Raw genomic sequence first — 20384 nt, 5'->3', positions numbered from 1 at the left:
ATTGATCTGTGGAAATGGGCGGATGATCCGTTCATTTCAGGAAAACCTCCCGATAAAAAAGGACAATATGTGCTCTTTTAGTAACACACATAGGATACCTTTCCAGTAATTAACCAAATTCTTCAATTGAACACAAATGGAGAAGGATTTTTTATGCCAAAAAATTTATTTAGGACAGTACTGAGTTTCTTTATTATTTCCTCGTAATAATTGCTCATTAAGTAACATTTTTAATTCATCAAAAGAGGTCGGATTCTAAATCCGACCTCATAGAAAGTCAAACTTAATAGGACAAATTCAATCCGAACCCCCAGCCCATATCGCTGTCATAATGGGTAGTAGCGGCAATGTTTCTGGTCAAAATGTATTTTAGACCACCCATATACTCTTTGTCTGTGCCATTTTTGTACTTCTCATTTTTGCAGTTTCACCTACAGGAATATCTATAACAACGTGCGTGGAACCCGCCGCTGCTTTTTTTGAGAGTACCGAAGCAATTAGCTGTCCCTCGCTATCTATATCGAGGGCTTTTTCGATTTTTATCAGCAGATCATCTGCCGGGCTTAACTGGGCTGTTCCACCCCAAACGATACACCCCCCTTCCTTATGAACCACTTCTTTTATTTTTTCAGGGGAAAACGTTACATTGGTAAATACTTCCATGGTATCTGCAGTACCGGCAGGCGAGGTAATGGCACGGGAAGACGTTTTGGGCATTGTAAGGCCAAAGGCAGTAACAATGGCAACTACCAACGGTGTTGTTCTATTGCCTGGTAACCCTCCGATGCAATGCTTATCAACAACAATCTCCTTGTTCCAGTGCAATTGCATACCAGAAGCAATCATGGCTTTTGTAAGATAGGTGATTTCATCAAGATCCATTCTATTTCCGGCACAGGCGGTGATAAATGCTGTGAGGTCGATATTGGAATAATTGCCCTGAACTATATCCGTAATGATTTCATTGTACGCCAAGTAATCCAGTTTCTGATTGTAGATTTTTGCCCGTACGTGGCTTAAAGATTTAATAGGTTCCAAATGTGAAACATACAAAGTTTCATTTGGGGAAACATTCAGTTTTTTTGCTGCGGCGTCCGATAACCCAATTTCATCAGTCAATAGAAGATTGGATGAAATTACATTAAGACTTGCTACGATTGAGTCCGTTGCAGTGGATATTCTAATTCGGGTAAGTGCCTCAAAGCCTTCTGAAGCACAAACGTGGCAGTTTTCATGCATATATACTACATTCTCGTTTTGAGTGTAGATTCCGAGATGTTTGTATTTTAAGATATTAGATTGGTTTTCCACTTTTCCTGTTATTAAAATTTACGTTTTGAGTCTATTTCCGAAGGAACCGTCTGTACTATTAACACTCTAAACTTATTCATTATCCATCAACGAGTTAAAGTATTCAACTAACAGCTTCTTATCTTCCATGCTTAGACGAGCACCCCCATGCATCCACGTATATGAACTCAACGGCATTTTACCTTTCTCGATTTGCTCAATAATCTGGCTAAACTTTGAGTTTATCCTTCTCGGGCTGTAATTTGGCAAATCATCAAAGTTCAATTTCTCTTTTCCTTCGGTTATATGATCTGCCATGAACCAACCCAAAGGCTGAACATTAGTGTACCAAGGGTATTGGGTATTATTGCTATGGCAGTCATAGCATGATACCGACAGGATTGCATTAACTTTTGCATCGACCTTAAATGAATCAACAAAAACCTGGCCCGCAGGAACCGGGGATAGGTTCCTTTGGGGGGTTATAAATTGCATTAACACAAACACACTTAACAGAACTGTTAAAATTACTTTGTATGCTTTCGTTCGTTTTCCGTTTTTTTTCATGATCTAATATTAATCAAGTACCATTATCCCCGGTCATAGAGACAGCAACTCGGTAAGTCGTCATAAACCGCCTTGGGAGCCTTGTCCAGCTCTGTATCGTGACCAACATTAGCAATAGCTTTGCTTATGGCACTTTTTGAGGTTACTTTTGAATCGAAATCCAAATGGATAACTTTGGCATTAACATCCCAGTTTGCGGAAATCACCCCCTTGACACTTTTGGCCGCTTTCTCAATCCGGCTTTTGCACATTTCACAATTTCCTGATACTTTCAACATATCATGGGTCTTATTGACATTGGTTTGAGCATCGCCATGCTGATGTCCGGCAGCCGATGCTGCGCCATCGTTATTCATCATACTGATTTTACCTTCCAGCTGGGCACTTGCATCAACGGTGAAAGCTCCCTTGGTCACGATTTCCTCGCCATTTTCCAGCCCCGACATAACAACATATTGGTCGCCCAATGAGGGGCCCAAGACGATCTCCCGAAGTTTAAAAGCAGGCGTGGATGTATTTGGCTGTTTTACGTAAACTATGGAGCGCTTCCCTGTCCATAAAACCGCCGACTTGGGAATGACCAACTCATCGTTGTAGCCCTTTAAAGGAGCAGTGATCCTTGCTGTTGCATACATTTCAGGTTTGAGATTGCGATCCCGGTTATCGGCTTCGACCCTGATTTTTGCCGTTCTTGAATTGGCATCAAGGATAGGGTTAATAAAGGCAATCCGCCCATTATAGACTTTTCCGGGCAAACTCCGTAATGTATATTCCAGCTGATCTCCCACCTTTAGAAATGGCAGATCTGTTTCATACGCATCAAAAACCGCCCATAACTTGGAAAGGTTTGAAATGGTGTACAAGACGCTCCCTTGGCCGATATAATCGCCCGGGTTTACATTTTTTGCTATGACAACACCACTTGTATTCGCATATATATTGACGTAGGGTGAAACTTCGTTGGATGTCAATATTTTGCTTATCTGATCCTCTGACACCTTCCATAAACTCAGCTTCTCTTTCGCGGCATCCAATAGGAGGGGCTGCATATCCTGCAATTTTGCAGCTTCGAGCAATTCTTGCTGCGCCGTCAATAAATCAGGCGAATAGATTTTGGCTATCAGTTGTCCTTCTCTTACCGACTCGCCAGTAAAGGTTACGTAAAGATTTTCAATACGGCCATTGACATGCGATGTTTGGGATTGTTGTAAACGTTCGTCCACCTGAATAGTCCCATACAGTTGGACATCTTTAACAGCGTCTTGGTGGCCGACAATCGAAGTCTGGATATTCGCCAATGCTATGGCTTCTTCTGACATCTGGATGGCGTCATCGTCAATTACATCATCACCTCCCCCGGATGATTTCAAGGGAATTAGATCCATTGCACATATCGGGCATTTCCCCGGTTTATCCATTCTGATCTGGGGGTGCATGGAGCAAGTCCATACTGTTTCCCCGTCCTCGGTCACTTCCATTTCAAGGTCATGGCTGTGATCATGGGACGAATTCCCGCCAAATATCGCCCAGCCAAGCAGTAGTCCGGACAATAATATAACCCCGTAAGTTACCGCCTTATTTCTAAAAATATTTTTCAGTTTATTCATTGCTAAGAATTTCAAAATAATTGCATTATTTATGGTCTGCTAATAATTTTTTTATTGACACAACCATCGTATTATAGTTGGCAAGGGCCTCAGCTTTCCTAAGCTGATAATCCAATAATTGCCGCTGCACCTGAATAACGTTGGTCAAGTCACTTTTGCCTGTAACGAACTCTTTTACGATCAGGTTATATGTCGTTTGGGCGAGCGTAGTTTGTTTTTCGTACAGCTCGATGGCACGCTGAGCATCATCCAGTTGGCTTTTGAGACTGTAAAACTCGCTTTTCAAAGTGTTGAAGGTGTTTTTAAAGTTCTCTTCGCTTGATTTTCGCCATAGCCTGCTTTCGTTTTGCTGGGCATTGTATTTTTTACGGAAGAGTGGCAGGCTCACTGAAACCATAGGCATGACCATATCCTTACCGTTCATCCCGTCCATGGCCAGCATTGAATTATTCGTCCTTCCCACAACCATGTATTCCACACCGATACCAATCATGGGATAACTCATTTTCCGATCCATTTCCGCTTTTGCCTTAAATGCCAAGCCTTCTTCGGCAATCATTTCAAGCATGGGGTTGTTTGCCTCAATAACCCTTAGTGCCTCTTCCTCGCTATATAAAAAATTCAGCTTGTGGATCTCTTGTCCCAGCATGACCTTTTCAGTTGCTTCCCGATTCAACAATGCATTGAATTTTGCTTTTTCGGCTTTAATCTGAGCATGTAAACTTTCAATGTTATTTTCAATTTCGACAATTTCCAATTGGATACGAAGCACCTCTGACATACCCGATCCGGAGCCACCTTCCATTGCTCCCATGCCACCACCGGACGGCATACTCATATTCTGATTAGTAGCAGGAGCTGAATTGCCTCCTCCCATACTCATCCCTCCCATACCCGATGAAGCACTAGATCTGGTTGGTGAGGAAGGCGTATTACTGCTTACGACGGGTGCTACACTTGATTGTGAGGTGCTTGAGGGCGCAGAGAATTTCCGTATTGCCAATTGTTCCAATTGTTTTAGAAACACTTGGTTTTCCTGATTATTCTTGAGTTGCTCGTTCAATTTTTGCATCGTGTACCACTGTGTGCTGACCTGAAGGATCAGATTATTTATGGCTTCCCGATACTGTTGATCTTGCATATTGGCCATATGTGTAGCCTCTGTGCGAGCTGCTTTTCTCGTGCCGAACCATGGAAACATTTGCATCAAGCTCACATTTCCAATAGAACGCCCTCCTATAATTTCCATAGGCATCGTATATGCTTCCATGGACAATTCGGGGTCTTGGTATGCTCCGGCTTGCGGAATTTTTTCAAGGTATGCCTCATGCGCATACTTTTGTGATTTTACACCCGGATTATTTTCGATTGCGACTTGTATATAATAGGACAGCGAATCGGTGGGGTAGTCTTGGGCTAAAGCTTGCGAAAAAATGCTTAAGCTTGTTAATACAGCCACGGTTATATACCGATTTATCTTATTCGTTTTCATTCGCTATATTTTTATTATTTTTTCTATTTTCTTTTTTAGTGGCAGATTCCCTCCACCAGCACTGGAATACTGGAACCACAAACATGGTCATGGATTGGATCAGCATGCCGCCGAAAGTCGGGATGGCCATTGGTACCATGATTTCCGCACCTTTACCGGTAGAGGTCAGGACAGGCAGTAAGGCGATCAGTGCTGTAGCAGTGGTCATCGCTGCCGGTCTGACACGCTTTAAGCCTGCGTATATGACTGCTTCCCGTATTTCATCTTTTGTTCTGGGGTTCCGTGCTTCAAATGTATCGTGGATGTATGTTCCCATTAATACACCATCACTCGTCGCCAGTCCGAACAGGGCGATAAATCCTACCCAAACGGCAATGCTGAGATTGATGCTGTGCATCTGGAACAGATCCCTCATATTTGTCCCTCCGACAGAGAAATCCATAAACCAAGGCTGTCCGTAAAGCCACAACAAAATAAAACCTCCTGCAAGAGCTACAAAAACACCGGAAAAATGAATTAACGATGCTGTAACCGTTCGGAACTGAAAGTAGAGAATTACTAAAATGGCTAACAAACTCAGTGGTATAATAAGCATTAGCCTTTTTGCGGCACGTTCTTGCTGTTCATAATTTCCGGCAAACTTATACGTCACCCCGTTGGGTAAATCCAGTTCTCCAGACGCTATTTTTTCCTTTAGGAGTTGATCCGCTTCGTATACTACGTCGACTTCCGCTATGCCACTTTTTTTATCAAAGATTACATAACCCAACAAAAAGGTATTTTCACTTTGGATCATCTGAGCGCCCTTGGCATATTCAACATCCACCACATCCCCCAATGGAATCTGAGCTCCTGTAGCTGTCGGAATGATTATTTTTCGCAACGCATCCGGGTCATCCCGTAATTCTCGTGGGTAGCGCAGGCGAACGGGAAACCGTTCCCGGCCTTCGACTGTAGTGGTCAACGTCATACCGCCGACTGCCGCACTGATTACTTCCTGAAGCTCGGCAACGGTAATACCGTATCTGGCCATTCTATCCCGGTTCAGATGGATTTCGATATAGGGTGCGCCAACAGCCCTGTCGTAGAAAACGGTCGATGGCATAACAGATGGAACATCCTTTAAGGCTGCTTCCAAGGCCTTGCCACCGATTTCAATCGACTCCAGATCCGGACCCGAAACCTTTAGCCCCATCGGAGCCCTCATTCCCGTAGAAAGCATTACCATTCTCGCTTCTATCGGTTGCAACTTAGGAGCGGAAGTCAATCCGGGCAGATGGGAAACATTGACGATCTCTTGCCATATATCGTCGGCCTTTTTAATTTCAGGACGCCATCTGCGGAAAAATTTTCCGCTTTTATCTTCAATCAGACTGTCCCGTGGTATGGAACGGAAACCATCGGAAACAGCATAGGTCTTGTCACCTTTCAACACGAATTCTCCGGAACTGTTTACCTTGAACCTTTCACGATGCCCGTCTTCATCCAGATAAAATTCCGGGATATAATTGATCGTATTTTCAAACATCTGTGTAGGAGCCGGATCAAGTGCAGAATTCACACGGCCCCATTTTCCTACGATAAGTTCGACTTCCGGTATGTTTTGAATACGTTTATCAAGTGTTCTGATCAATTGCAGGTTTTGTTCAATCCCAGTATGCGGCATACTGGTGGGCATCAAAAGGAAAGAACCTTCATTGAGGCTTGGCATAAATTCCTCCCCGATACCGGGAAATGTTTCGGTGGATTTTTGCCAGAAGGCAGTCTCCCGAAATGATTTCCAACCTGTCTTTTCGAAGCCATTTGCAACAAAACCAAAACTCTTCTCTACGCCCATCCATGCTAACATTCCGAATAATAAAGTAATGATAGGGATGGCCATGAATTTCCACCGGTTGGAAAGTGACCATCGAAGAATCTGTTCATAATAGATCACCAATGCCCATAACATTCCCAGGATGGAACCAATGGCAAAGAATACGAACACAAAGTTAAGTGTGGTGCTTGCCTGCGTGCCGAGTGGCAGCCACTCAACCGTCAGGTAATACATCGCTACAAAAAGTGTGATAGCTACATTAACGTAGTTGGCAATTTTTTCTCCTTTCCATCTTGGTGTAAACAGGTTGTTGACTCCGATCAAAGTCAATGCGAACGCGACAAAAACACCTGTATAGATCCAAAGAGCGATACCGGCAACTACCAAAACGTAGTTGGCTATCCGGCGAACTTTACTCCCATTGATACGGATTGAAAATATATAATAAGCCAGTGTTGGCAAGATAATAATGCCTAACACAAAGGCTGAAACCAAAGCAAAGGTTTTGGTGTATGCCAAGGGACCGAACAACTTACCTTCTTGTGCTTCCATCATAAAAACAGGTAAAAAGCTGATGATCGTGGTGAGCATCGCCGTTGACAAAGCACCCGACACTTCCGCAACAGCGGTGGAAATCAAGTTTACAAAGGCTTTCCCCCGACTCTCAACACCCTTGGCTTTTTCTTCATCCATATGGCGTAGTATGCTTTCGATAAAGACAATCCCCACATCCACCATGACCCCAATGGCAATGGCGATTCCCGAAAGGGCAACGATATTCGCCTCGACCCCCATTTGTTTCATGATTATGAAGGTCGCCAGTACGCCAATGGGCAAGATACTGGATATAAGAATCGATGCTCGCAGGTTGATCACCAGCACGATCACAACGATAATACAGATCAGGATTTCGTGTGCTAAAGCATTTTCCAGCGTCCCGATGGTTTCCTGGATTAAACCCGAGCGGTCATAAAACGGAACGACGGTGACTTTTGAAATAGTCCCATCCTCTAATGTTTTTTGAGGGAAACCTGCCTCCATTTCTTTGATCTTCGCCTTGACATTATTGATGACTTCCATGGGGTTGGTTCCATGCCGGGCAACTACTACACCGCCAACTGCTTCCACGCCTTCCTTATCCAATCCACCGCGTCGTGTGGAGGGTCCCAAATTGACAAACCCAACGTCTTTTATCTTTACGGGAACATTATTGCGCACAGCCACTACGGCATCTTCAAGATCCTGGACACTTTTAAGGTAGCCCAATCCACGCACCAGATATTCCGCTTTGTTTATTTCGATCGTCTCTGCACCGATATCCAGGTTGCTGTTTTGGATAGCCGACATGATATCCATTACGGATACATTGTATGCGCGCATCGCATCTGGATTGATATCGACTTGGTATTCTTTTACGAAACCTCCGATGGAAGCCACTTCGGAAACCCCTTCCGATGCTGCCAAATTATATTTGGCATAGAAATCCTGAATCGTGCGCAGCTCATCGGGGTCCCAGCCTCCTGTAGGTTTTCCGGTTTCGGGATTGCGTCCCTCCAGTGTATACCAAAAGACCTGCCCCAAAGCAGTGGCATCCGGCCCGAGCGTGGGCGTTACATCGGATGGTAATGTGCCGGCAGGCAATGAATTCAGTTTTTCCAGAATACGGGAACGGCTCCAATAAAACTCAACATCCTCTTCAAAAATGACATAGAGGAAGGACATGCCGAACATCGAACTGCTCCGGATTGTTTTTACGCCGGGGATGCCCAGTAAGGAGGTCGTGAGTGGATAGGTAATCTGCTCCTGTATATCTTTGGGAGACCTCCCCATCCATTCGGTCGCAACAATTTGCTGGTTCTCCCCAATGTTCGGAATCGCATCGACCGGCACAGGATCGCTCGGCAACGCATTTTGATGCCAATTAAAGGGCGCTGTAATCAGCCCCCATATAAGGACAACCACAAGTAATAACAGTGTTATTACTCGGTTCTCCAAAAAATATTTGATAATTTTTTTAAGCATAACATATACATTGTTTACATTTTAATATCAGATACCAGCCTACAGAAATCGACCGGTACCTGATATTTGAATTTCAAATCTTAATCAGCGTTTTTACTTCAGTTCTTCCTGAACTTCACCACATGTTAGCATATCTTCACCATAGTAAGGGTTTTTGACCTCTTTGCTATCGCTTAACCAATATGCTCCTTTGTTGTCATCGTACATCGAGCAAAAAATCTTGTACATGGGCTTTTCGGTGCCGAATTCTTTTGTTATATCATAAAAATCCTTGCTCAAGATCACTAAATGTTCTCTTTGATGAGCGATATTGCCTATGTTATCACCTATGTGCTCCGAATGTTCCTGAATATCAGCAGCGATGTCATCGAAGGTGCTTTTCTGTTCTGCACTAAAGCCCTCGGTATTAATCTTGGGGAGTGCTTCCAGCATGCCTTTAGCTGCATTTGCGGCTTCTTTATCATTATCGGAAGACAAAGCAAAAGTCAGGTGCTGGTAATGGGAAAAAAGTTCCGAAAAAGTTCCCTGGTCGCTTGCAGCGTTGCTTTCGTTGGATACCGTTGTTTCAGTATGGACGTCGCTTTCTGATTTTTTTTCAGAAGCGCCATTGCATGCTGCCAAGGTCAATACGGATGAGGCTAGTAAGCCTACAAATAAATGTTTCATTGTCATGATTTCTGTTTTTAATAATTAAAATTGATTTATGTAATTTGTATATGTAGTATTATTTTCAAAATATGATACTTCCCCGTTGTTGCCCGTAATTGCTATTATAGCAGTCGCTTTATCTATCTGCTTTTTGGAAAATGGATCTATGGCAACGCGTGTAGAAGGATCTTTTGGAATACGTTCTTTACACATCTGGCAACATCCGTAATATATTTTTCCTTCAAAATTTACCTCAAATTGTTTTTTGCCCATGTATTCATTGTTGACCATGCATACCTCTTCCGACGGAACTACATCGCCCATTTCAAAGGCATTGTGGTCACGGGTATTTGTATTTGAGCTTTTTGAAGTATATGTATTGTCTTGCACCTTTAGTGTAGGGTTATTGTTGCATGAACTAAATATGACTACAATAGAAGTAACGATCCCAATCAATAGACATCTCATAATGGCTGACTAATTTAATTTTTCAATAGTACTACCGCAGGTCAGCATTTTTGAACCGTAATACGGGTTTTTGATATCCGTACTTTTACTTAACCAAGTTGCACCTTTGCCATCGTTGTACATCGGGCAGTTTTGGTAGTACATAGTTGTTTTTTGCTTTGATGCGTTTGCCAATTCATAGACATTCTTAGAAAGTAGGGCAAATGCCCTCCGTTGCTTTACGACGTCTTTCGATTTCGAGATGTTTTCTGTGTTTAAAGACAGTTCCTTCATGACCTTCATCCATACGGTATGCTCTTTGGGAGAAAGTTCACCCATATCCACTGTTTTAATAACTGTGGCTAATTCAGTAGCATTTGAAGATGCTATATTTACATCTGCGTTTACCAAAGCATCTTTTATGGAAAAATACTTGTCAAATACGGCATGTAATTGTGATAAATTTTGTGATGGAATATTCTTTGCTTGAGCTGTTCCACCATGGTTGTGATGTTGCTCGTTCTGGTTTTGCGCAAAGCTGTTTGCTGCGGATAGTAATACGGTGATTACCATCAATATTTTTGATATTGATTTCATTTGGAACCTTATTAAGTATTAAAAATGGTAAATAATCAAAAGCCAGATCTGGCTTTTAATAAAACATGTATTGCGGATAGGTGCAAAATCAACCGATTTCGCACCTATGGCTATACAGTACTAATTTAACTTATTTTAGGCGGTTGCCAAATGGAAGATTCCCCTGTAGAATAAAAGGGTTCTTTGTATAAAGGGTATGATTTTTTACTTTTAGAAAAAACAGGATTTTGAGCGTTCCTAAAAAATGGGGGTGTTGCAGAAAAACTATTAGAAGAGCTGTGGCAGGACGTAGGTCCACAATTTCCAGAGCATTCATTGCTCGTGTCATCCTTAGACTTACAGCAGTCTTTCTCACATTGATCTTCTGAATGATGCTGCTTGTTGGCACTGCAACATGACTTCTCCTTGATAACAATTTCTTTGGAATGCGATTTACACGCATAGGATTGCATTGGGATTATAAAAAAGCCCAATAAGCATATAATCATTAATATGTTTATCCTTTTTAACATGTAAAAAACAAAAAAACTATTGCAAAGATAATGGTATTTTTCAAACCGGTTCGTTTTTTTTGAAATAAATGGCAGATAAGTTTCTCTTATCCGCCATTTATTTTTATTCCATGAGCATTATAGTGTCAGTTACATTTCCTGCTAGCGTTCTTTTAAATCTTTCACTCAATAATATCGAATCAGAAATTCATTATTAATTTAACACTGATATTTCGTCCCATATTGAATACACCCATACGCCCGGTTACGGGGTTTTCAGAAGCATACTTCAACCTACTTAAATGGTTCTTACATCAACAAGGTTGTCGTCACTGATGTCCAAAGACATTAAGTCGCTTCGGTTGAATACCTTTATATATTTCTTTTTGCGTATTTTCTGTTTTCTTTTCAATACTTATAAATTGACGTCCTTTAAAATTTCATCCGCTGTATTCGTACCGCATTAAGAATAGCCAATAACGCCACGCCCACATCAGCAAAAACGGCTTCCCACATTGTAGCCAATCCACCTGCACCAAGCACCAATACAATTCCTTTTACCACAAATGCCAATGTGATATTTTGCCAAACGATTTTCTTTGTCTTTTTTCCAATATTGATTGCCATTGGGATTTTGCTCGGCTTATCGTCTTGTATGACCACATCTGCCGTTTCAATAGTGGCATCGCTTCCCAAACCGCCCATTGCGATACCTACGTCGCTCAACGCCACAACGGGAGCATCGTTCACGCCGTCGCCGACGAAAGCAACGCTTTCGCCTTTGGCTTTAATTTCTTTAACCCTGTTTACTTTATCTTCGGGCAATAAATCCCCAAAAGCATTATCTATCCCCAACTGCTCCGCTACATACTTTACCACTGTACTTTTATCTCCGCTAAGCATAGTTGCTTTCACATTGAGTTTATGCAATAAACGGATGGTTTTCTCTGCATCTTCTTTGATACTGTCGGCAATCGTAATGTAACCGACAAATTTGTTATCGTAAGCAACGGCAATGGTCGTATAAACGATGCTGTTCGGATCTAAGTCGTATTGTATTCCAAACTTGTTCATCAGCTTGAAATTTCCAACCAACAAGTCTTTACCATTTACGGTTGATTTCAGCCCGTGTCCAGCAATTTCCTCTGTATTTTCTAAGCGGATTGTATTATCCAGTTCCCCCACGTATTCGTGAATAGCTGTCGCTACGGGGTGCGTACTGTGGCTTTCCAATACATTGACCAATTGCAAAATTTCATCTTGATTGAACGCTTTGTCAAATACCACTTCTTGAACCTTGAAAACACCCTCTGTCATTGTACCCGTTTTATCCATTACCACATTTTGGATATTGGAAAGGCTATCTAAAAAGTTACTTCCTTTGAACAGTATTCCGTTTTTGCTCGCTGCTCCAATGCCACCGAAATAACCCAATGGAATACTGATTACTAAGGCACAAGGACAAGAAATAACTAAGAATACCAAAGCCCTGTACAACCAATCCCTAAACTCATAATCAGCTACGAAAAAGTAAGGCAGCACACAGATAGCGACCGCTAACAGTACCACTATAGGGGTATATATTTTCGCAAACTTGCGGATAAATAATTCCGTTGGTGCTTTTTGTGAAGTAGCATTTTGTACCAATTCCAAAATTTTACTCAACTTACTATCCATATATGCGGTTGTGACCTGCACTTGTGCAACGGTATTAAGGTTTATCATACCTGCCAAAACCGTTTCGCCTTTGGCTTTGGTGTCGGGTTTGCTTTCGCCTGTGAGTGCTGAGGTGTTGAACGATGCCGTTTCAGACAATAATTCTCCGTCCAAACCTAATTTTTCTCCCGGTTTCAATTGTATTATTTCGCCGATATTCACGGTTTCCGCCTTTACAGTTAGGGGTTGGTCGTTTCTTAAAACCGTTACCTCATCAGGTCTTTGGTCGAGCAATGATTTGATATTTGCTTTGGCTCTGGAAACCGCCATTGTCTGAAAAACTTCTCCAACAGCATAAAACAACATCACGGCAACGCCCTCGGGATATTCGCCAATGGCAAATGCCCCGATGGTGGCAATGCCCATTAAAAAGAACTCTGAAAAGATTTCCCCTTTTCTGATGCTTTTCACGGCATCTGTCAATACAGGAAACCCAACGGGAGCATACGCAACCACATACCAAATAATCCTTACCCAACCCGTAAACCATTGCTGTGGAAGCCAATGATCAAATGCTATGGCAGCAAGCAACAATACCAATGATATTATACTCGGCAAAAACATTTTAATTGGACTACTCTCACTATGACTGTGGTCGTGTCCTTCATCATCGCCGTGGTCGTGTTGATGCTTTTCATTTACCAGCTCTTTTGCACCTGCTTCGGTGTAAATTTTTTCTTCCAGCGTGCAACAAGTCATTTTGCCTTGTGCATCATACGTATGCTTATGATTTTTGTCTGTATTTGTCATAGCCTTTAATTTTTTAGGTTCGTTACACTTTTATTTCTTATTATTTCTACGTTATTATTCATTATATACCTCACGATATACTGAAAAACAAATCGCTTTAACGCATTTAGCTTTTGCTGATGCTTAGAATAAAATTCATCGGGTGTATCAAAAACGCCAAAGTCCTGATTGATGCCCTTATCCTGAATAAACGTATTGTTGAGGTTCCATTCAATCGGTGGGTTCTCAAAATTATCGGTATAAACCCCGAAACCACAAAATGTGGTTTTGCAATCGCTGTTCTGCTCCTGCAATTTGGTGAGATAGGGTTTATCCAAAATCACACCTTCTAAAAAATACCACTGTTCATTTACCCATACTTCTACCCAGCTATGTAAGATGTTTTGAGGCGAAAGTTTGTACCAAATACCCGTAATAGCTCCTTTTTGCAAGGCTTTGTCAATGGTAAAACCGTGAATGCGGTTAGGTATTCCCGTTGCTCTTAATAACGTCATTAGCAAAGTCGCTTTGGTATTGCACTGTCCATAGCCATCCTGCAATATTTCTGATGCAGGTATATCGTCCGAAACATTGTAGCCAAATTTTATTTCATCCCTGACAAAATTGTAAATGGCTTTAACTCTTGAAACATTGCCCAAATCTTTCCACCCTCTTTGTTCCAATAGCTCTTGTATAGAAACGTTTGAGTAGTCAAGGATTTTTGTTTCTTTAAGATAGTTATCCATAACACATTTATATTTATGACAAAGATACACAGGAAGAGCCTGCAATGCTATTGCAAACTCTCCTTTAAACAGTTCTCGCAAATACCTTTACCAAATAGTTTTATTTCGTCAATACGGTAATTTTGGTTTCCATTCTGCGGTATTATAAAATCCTCCTTACAGGTTGTCTGTTTACAGATTTTACAATAGAAATGTAAGTGCCAATCTTTGTGTGTTTCTTCATCACACCCATCGTGACACAAAATATACTTAACGGTAGTGTTCTCCTGAATACTGTGTACAATGCCTTTTTCCTCGAAAGTTTTCAAAGTCCTGTAAATCGTAACCCTGTCTGCTTTATAGAAATGACTTTCGATTTCAGATAAGGACATCGCTGTCTGCTGTTGCTCCAAGAAATCATATACCAATATCCGCATACTGGTCGGATTGGTGTTCTTTGACAACAGCTTTTGTTCAATGCTTTTTTTCATTATATACCATTTTAGTGAGCGTGACCGTGTTCTCCGGTATCATTCATTTTTGCATTCACAAAAAACGCACCTTTTATCACGATATGTGTACCGTGTGGAATTTCATTTACAGGCGTTATCGCCGTGTAACCCAATTGAGAAGCACCTTTAACGACCTCCATTCTTGTAAATTGAGTTCCATTTTCCGAACCGTGGTCGTGAGCCTCATCTTCTTTATGGTCGTGCGGTTCTTCTTCCTGCTCCTTGACCAAAAAGATGTAATATTTCCCGTCTGCATTGACAACCGCTTCGTTGGGTACAGCCGTACTTAATACATCATCTAAACTTACATTTCCGGTTATGCTCATTCCGTCAATCAATCCTGTTTTATCTCCGGTAATTCTGCTGTGAACGGCAATGGTTTTGCTCTCTCCGCTAAAAGATGAACCTATACTATAAACTTCGGCAGAATGGGTCTTATTGGGGTTGTTGGTTACGACAAAATCTATTTTCTGACCTATTTTGATTAGGGGAATATCTTTTTCATAAACCTGTAAGTCCAAGTGCAATGCTGTGTTCTCTATTATTTCGGCAATAGGCGAAGACACATCTACATAGCTTCCGATTTTGGCAAAAACGTTACTTACCGTACCGCCTATCGGACTTGTAACGACCAACGAGGATTTAAGGCTGGAATTTGACAGGGAAGCCGGATTAATGCCCATCATTTGGATTTGTTGTTGTAACGATGCTTTTCGTGTTCTCAACGTGTTCAATTCAGATGTGGCACTTTGCAGGTTTTTCTTTGCACCTGCATTTCCCTCGTTCAGCTCTCTTTGTCTTGCAACTTCCTGCTCTGCAAATTCTATCCTGCTATTGATGCTTAGGTATTCTTCCTGTAATTGTATGAATTCCGGATTGGAAATAGTGGCGATGACCTGACCTTTTTTTACGAAATCGCCTATCTCCACATTGAGGGATTTGATAACGCCGCCAAACATTGAAGTTGCATTTGCCTTGTTGCTGTTGGGTACTCTCAATCCACCGTTGGCTTTCAATGTTGCGGACAATTGTTTCTGTTCAATCATCCCGATTTCGATACCTACAGCTTTTATCTGTTCATCGGTCAGTACCGCAACGTTTTCTTCTTCGTGTTCGTCCGTTGTTGCTGCTGCTTCGCTACCGTGATTATGTCCGTCGTCCTCCGTATGTTTATTTGTACAGGCGTTCAAAGCAAAGATTGCTACGAGGACAAAAACGCTGAAAACTATATTATTGATGATACGTTTCATATTTTGTATTATTTGCTGATTAATGAATGAATAAGCGTTACAGCCTCATTGATTTGCTGTATGCTCTTTAGATAATTAAGCTGAATATCGGTTGTTGTCTGCAAGGCAAAGAGGTACTCCACATAAGAAATATCTCCGGTACTGTACCCTAACTTTGCCGCATTGATGATTTCATCAGCATTCGGAAGTGCCTGCTCCTTGAAATAGGTAAACTGTGAAACATTCTGTTCATATTGTTTCAGGGCATTTGCCAACTCCGTTTTTAGCTGCTGTTGTTGCCATTGGGCATTCAGTTCCAATGATTGTTTTTGATAATCAAGGGAACGGATTTTCGCTCTGGTCGTAGTAAAGAGTGGAATGGTTATGCCTACATCAACAAAACTGAACCGCTGTCCTCTGCCGTAAAATTGTTCCACGCCGTTTCTACTGTGCATTCCTATCAGCGATATATTATTATAACCGAACGTAAAATCAGGCAGGCTATTTGCCCGTTCCAACTTCTTGTTCTGTTCAGCGATTTTAGCCTCCTGATACAATAGCTGGATGCTTGGGTGGTTTTCAATAGCTGAACTGTCTATGAAAGAAGTCAAAAGTAATGGTTCATAGTCTGATTTGGGTTCAATGGCAAAATCTTCCTTTGTCTGCATCAGGTTTTTAAGATTCTGATAGGCATTTTGCCTGAAGACCTCATTTTGCTGGAGCAATATATTGATTTCCCCCTTTTTGGTAACAGCCGTACTGACTTCTATCCGCCCTATATCTCCTGTTTTATAACGCAGCTCCGCCACACGGATAAAGTCTGCATAAATACTATCCAAATACTTCAATACCGAAGCATTATGTTCCAGATACGCTAACTGATAATAATATGTTCTTACCTGCTTTCTTAGCTCATTTTCTGTCAGAGCCTTTGACCATTCCTGCCCTTTGACTTGCTCTTTGACAAGGTTTTTCTTTACCCCAAAAAGTGTTGGAAAGGGTATAGTCTGCGAAATTTGGAAACCGTCATTGTACTCAAATCCATCTGTATTCCCATATTGGAAATTTAAATCGGTTTTCGGTAGCTCATATGCTGTCTTACTCAAACTTTGGGTAGATTGAATCTCCAATTTTTTGGAACGGAGCTGAGGGTTATTTTCCATAGCTATTTCGATAGCTCTATCTACGTTTACAGGATTTTGTGCATTACTGGTTTGAGAAAAGCCTAAGAACGTAAACAGTAACAATATAGGTGTTATGGCTTTCATTTTATTATTTTTTGTAGGCTTATGATTTCTCATAAATACGAGGTATAGTAAAGGCAGTACGAATAACGTCAATGCCGTTGCTGACATCAATCCGCCGATAACGACCGTTGCCAACGGTTTTTGTACTTCTGCACCCGCACTTGTACTCAATGCCATCGGTAAGAAACCTAAACTTGCTACCGACGCTGTCATTAATACGGGTCTTAGTCTTGTTTTAGCCCCCTCGATAATTCTCGGGATAATCTCGTTCCAACCCTCTTTTTCCAATCTGTTGAATGTGGAAATCAGTACAATCCCGTTCAGAACAGCAACACCAAACAAAGCGATAAACCCTACACCTGCTGATATGCTGAATGGCATATCCCTCAACAATAGGGCAAACACACCTCCAATGGCACTCATCGGGATAGCTGTATAGACCAAAACGGCTTCCTTGAACGAATGAAACGTGAAGTACAATAAGGTAAAAATCAAAAGCAGGGCGATAGGTACTGCAATCAGTAATCTGTCAGTAGCTTTTTGGAGGTTCTCAAACTGACCGCCATAGGTAAAATAATATCCTGTCGGTAGCTTAACCTGTTCAGCCAACTTATCCTGAATTTCTTCTACAACACTTGCTACATCCCGCCCTTGTACATTAAATCCGACATATATCCTTCGTTTTCCTCCTTCACGGCTGATTTGTGCAGGACCTAATTTATAGTCAATGTTGGCAACCTGCGAAAGTGGAACCTGCTCTCCGTTTGGAAGTGGAATAAACAGATTGCTCACATCCTCAATAGAACTGCGGTGTTCTTCATCAAGCCGTACCACCAAATCAAATCTACGCTCATTTTCATAAACCACGCCTGCTGATTTACCTGCAAACGCAGTACTGACAATATCGTTTATCTCCTGTACATTCAAGCCATAGTTGGCTATTCGGGTACGGTCGTATTCGATATTAATCTGTGGAAGACCTGCTATCCGTTCTACCTGCGGAGCGGTTGCACCCTCTACCGTTTGAATAATGGCATTGGCTTTATTGGCATAAATCAACAAACTGTCGAGGTTCTCTCCGAATATTTTCACAGCTACATCTTGCCTGATACCCGTCATCAGTTCATTAAACCTCATCTGTATCGGCTGGTTGGCTTCAAAGAATACACCGGGAATAACTTCGAGTTTCTCCATCATTTCATTGGAAAGTTCGTCATACGATTTCTTTGTTTTCCATTCGTCCTGTGGTTTAAGAATAATCATCAGGTCGGTCGCTTCGGGCGGCATCGGGTCTGTCGGTACTTCGGCAGCCCCCGTTTTTCCTACAACCATTTTTACTTCGTCAAACTCCTTGATTATCTTAGATGCCTGCATAGAGGTTTCCAGACTTTGGCTTAAGGATGTTCCTTGCGGCAAAATACAATGGAAAGCAAAATCGCCCTCGCCCAATGTTGGCAGGAACTCTCCGCCCATCCGTGAAAAAAGGAATATACTTATGGTAAAAAGTCCGACGGCAACCGCAATAATCACATATTTTATCCGAATGGCTTTTTCTAACAAAGGCTTATAAACCCCTTGAAGATAGTCCATCATTTTGTCTGAAAAATTCCTTTTGGTAATCGGTTTTTTAGACAGACACAAGGCACTCATCATCGGGATATAGGTAAAGGACAAAATCAAAGCTCCGAAAATGGCGAAACTTACGGTCTGCGCCATTGGCGTAAACATTTTTCCTTCTATGCCGACCAAAGTAAGGATAGGAATATAAACAATGAGGATAATGATTTCTCCAAATGCTGCACTCGTACGGATTTTTCTTGCAGATTCATACACCTCCTCGTCCATTTCTGCCTGCGTAAGTTTTTGAGTGGATTTCCGTAAGCCCAAATGGTGCATTGTGGCTTCAACAACGATCAGCGAACCGTCCACTATCAATCCGAAATCAATAGCTCCCAAACTCATCAGGTTGGCACTTACGCCAAATAACCTCATCATTCCCAATGCAAAAAGCATTGATAACGGTATAGCTGATGCGACGATTAAACCTGCCCTGAAATTCCCTAAGAAGATAATCAATACAAATATTACGATTAATGCACCTTCAATTAGGTTTTTTTCGACAGTACTTATCGCTCTATCTACCAGGTTCATTCTATCCAAATAAGGTTCTATGACCACATCATCGGGTAGAGATTGTTGGATAACCGGTATTTTTTCTTTGATGTTTTTTACGACCGTAGCAGTGTTTTCTCCCTTGAGCATCATTACAATACCTCCCACAGCATCTACTTCGCCGTTATAGGTCATTGCTCCGTATCGGGTAGCGTGACCAAATTGTACTTTTGCTACATCTTTGATGAATACCGGAACACTTTCCGTATTTTTAACAACAATATTACCTACATCTTCCAGTGAAGTGACTAAACCAATTCCCCGAATGAAGTATGCATTGGGTTTCTTATCAATATAAGCGCCTCCGGTATTTTGGTTGTTGTTTTCGAGTGCAGTAAAAATATCGGAGATACTGACGTCCATCGCTTTGATGCGGTTAGGGTCAACGGATACCTCGTATTGTTTGAGCAGACCGCCGAAACTATTAACTTCTGCAATTCCCGGAGTACCGTAAAGTTGTCTGGCGACAATCCAATCCTGCATTGTCCGTAAATCCATTGCAGAATATTTATCTTCGCTTCCTTGTTTGGGATGGAGAATGTATTGGTACACTTCGCCAAGACCTGTACTGACAGGAGCAAGTTCAGGCGTTCCAACTCCATCAGGTATCTGGTCTTGTGCTTCTTTCAGCTGTTGGCTTACCAACTGTCTTGCAAAATAAATATCGACATTGTCTTGAAACACTACGGTTACAACAGATAGTCCAAACCTCGAAACACTTCTTATTTCTTCTACTTTGGGAAGATTGACGATACTTTGCTCTACAGGAAATGTAACCAGTTGCTCCACCTCCTGTCCTGCTAATGTTGGTGACAGGGTAATAATCTGAACCTGATTGTTTGTAATGTCAGGTTGGGCATCAATGGGGATTTTCGTGGCACTCCATACCCCCCAAATGATGAGTAATAAGGTCATTAATCCTATAATGAACTTATTCTTTATAGAGAATTTTATAATGTTATTTAACACTTTTTGTGATGATTAATGATGGATAAATAATGATAAAATCATAATGATTATGTTTTTAGGGAATATAAATACCCTAAAAACCAAGCTAACGCTGTTAGCATTAAGCTG

General features: G+C 41.6%; 13 protein-coding genes. All 13 read right to left on the bottom strand.

Annotation, left to right across the window (positions count from 1 at the left end; translation table 11 throughout):
• Positions 1–369: 369 nt before the first annotated feature.
• Complete coding sequence (locus tag ACF3OC_RS05740; RefSeq protein ID WP_392471084.1) at positions 370–1311, bottom strand: thymidine phosphorylase; 942 nt, start codon at positions 1309–1311, stop codon at positions 370–372.
• A 72-nt stretch (positions 1312–1383) separates the two neighbouring features.
• The gene (locus ACF3OC_RS05735) at positions 1384–1857 is read right to left on the bottom strand and encodes a heme-binding domain-containing protein (RefSeq protein ID WP_002993219.1); all 474 of its coding nucleotides are present in this window, start codon (positions 1855–1857) and stop codon (positions 1384–1386) included.
• Positions 1858–1880: 23 nt separating this feature from the next.
• Entirely contained in the window at positions 1881–3464 is a 1584-nt protein-coding gene (locus ACF3OC_RS05730; RefSeq protein ID WP_002993218.1) for an efflux RND transporter periplasmic adaptor subunit, read from the bottom strand.
• 25 nt (positions 3465–3489) lie between these two features.
• A complete protein-coding gene (locus ACF3OC_RS05725) occupies positions 3490–4956 on the bottom strand; it encodes a TolC family protein (protein ID WP_002993217.1) in 1467 nt (488 codons plus the stop codon).
• A complete protein-coding gene (locus tag ACF3OC_RS05720) occupies positions 4943–8794 on the bottom strand; it encodes an efflux RND transporter permease subunit (protein ID WP_002993216.1) in 3852 nt (1283 codons plus the stop codon). Before ACF3OC_RS05720 ends, ACF3OC_RS05725 begins: the two co-directional genes overlap by 14 nt.
• A gap of 93 nt (positions 8795–8887) precedes the next feature.
• Complete coding sequence (locus tag ACF3OC_RS05715; RefSeq protein ID WP_227694340.1) at positions 8888–9460, bottom strand: DUF3347 domain-containing protein; 573 nt, start codon at positions 9458–9460, stop codon at positions 8888–8890.
• Between the two features lie 24 nt (positions 9461–9484).
• Positions 9485–9910, bottom strand: coding sequence for a hypothetical protein (locus ACF3OC_RS05710; protein WP_002993214.1), 426 nt, complete (start codon positions 9908–9910; stop codon positions 9485–9487).
• Between the two features lie 9 nt (positions 9911–9919).
• Entirely contained in the window at positions 9920–10486 is a 567-nt protein-coding gene (locus ACF3OC_RS05705; protein WP_232046363.1) for a DUF3347 domain-containing protein, read from the bottom strand.
• Between the two features lie 923 nt (positions 10487–11409).
• On the bottom strand, positions 11410–13443 hold the full coding sequence (locus tag ACF3OC_RS05700; RefSeq protein ID WP_094258249.1) for a heavy metal translocating P-type ATPase: 2034 nt from the start codon (positions 13441–13443) through the stop codon (positions 11410–11412).
• Between the two features lie 5 nt (positions 13444–13448).
• Complete coding sequence (locus tag ACF3OC_RS05695; protein WP_094258315.1) at positions 13449–14168, bottom strand: transglutaminase family protein; 720 nt, start codon at positions 14166–14168, stop codon at positions 13449–13451.
• 47 nt (positions 14169–14215) lie between these two features.
• The gene (locus ACF3OC_RS05690; protein WP_094258248.1) at positions 14216–14638 is read right to left on the bottom strand and encodes a Fur family transcriptional regulator; all 423 of its coding nucleotides are present in this window, start codon (positions 14636–14638) and stop codon (positions 14216–14218) included.
• A gap of 11 nt (positions 14639–14649) precedes the next feature.
• Positions 14650–15909: an efflux RND transporter periplasmic adaptor subunit gene (locus tag ACF3OC_RS05685; RefSeq protein WP_094258247.1), complete on the bottom strand. Its 1260-nt coding sequence runs from the start codon at positions 15907–15909 to the stop codon at positions 14650–14652.
• Between the two features lie 8 nt (positions 15910–15917).
• Entirely contained in the window at positions 15918–20222 is a 4305-nt protein-coding gene (locus ACF3OC_RS05680; RefSeq protein ID WP_371128717.1) for a CusA/CzcA family heavy metal efflux RND transporter, read from the bottom strand.
• Positions 20223–20384 lie beyond the last annotated feature (162 nt).

The sequence above is a fragment of the Sphingobacterium cellulitidis genome (assembly GCF_043187465.1).
Classification (GTDB): Bacteria; Bacteroidota; Bacteroidia; order Sphingobacteriales; family Sphingobacteriaceae; genus Sphingobacterium; species Sphingobacterium cellulitidis.
Note: the sequence above shows the minus strand (reverse complement) of the source record. Positions and strands in the feature narration are given on the sequence as shown.

Bases quoted from the DNA above. Each gene is read 5' to 3' on its own strand.
- ACF3OC_RS05735 (WP_002993219.1), bottom strand. From the start codon at position 1,857: ATGAAAAAAAACGGAAAACGAACGAAAGCATACAAAGTAATTTTAACA.
- ACF3OC_RS05730 (WP_002993218.1), bottom strand. From the start codon at position 3,464: ATGAATAAACTGAAAAATATTTTTAGAAATAAGGCGGTAACTTACGGG.
- ACF3OC_RS05725 (WP_002993217.1), bottom strand. From the start codon at position 4,956: ATGAAAACGAATAAGATAAATCGGTATATAACCGTGGCTGTATTAACA.
- ACF3OC_RS05720 (WP_002993216.1), bottom strand. From the start codon at position 8,794: ATGCTTAAAAAAATTATCAAATATTTTTTGGAGAACCGAGTAATAACA.
- ACF3OC_RS05715 (WP_227694340.1), bottom strand. From the start codon at position 9,460: ATGAAACATTTATTTGTAGGCTTACTAGCCTCATCCGTATTGACCTTG.
- ACF3OC_RS05710 (WP_002993214.1), bottom strand. From the start codon at position 9,910: ATGAGATGTCTATTGATTGGGATCGTTACTTCTATTGTAGTCATATTT.
- ACF3OC_RS05705 (WP_232046363.1), bottom strand. From the start codon at position 10,486: ATGAAATCAATATCAAAAATATTGATGGTAATCACCGTATTACTATCC.
- ACF3OC_RS05700 (WP_094258249.1), bottom strand. From the start codon at position 13,443: ATGACAAATACAGACAAAAATCATAAGCATACGTATGATGCACAAGGC.
- ACF3OC_RS05695 (WP_094258315.1), bottom strand. From the start codon at position 14,168: ATGGATAACTATCTTAAAGAAACAAAAATCCTTGACTACTCAAACGTT.
- ACF3OC_RS05690 (WP_094258248.1), bottom strand. From the start codon at position 14,638: ATGAAAAAAAGCATTGAACAAAAGCTGTTGTCAAAGAACACCAATCCG.
- ACF3OC_RS05685 (WP_094258247.1), bottom strand. From the start codon at position 15,909: ATGAAACGTATCATCAATAATATAGTTTTCAGCGTTTTTGTCCTCGTA.
- ACF3OC_RS05680 (WP_371128717.1), bottom strand. From the start codon at position 20,222: ATGACCTTATTACTCATCATTTGGGGGGTATGGAGTGCCACGAAAATC.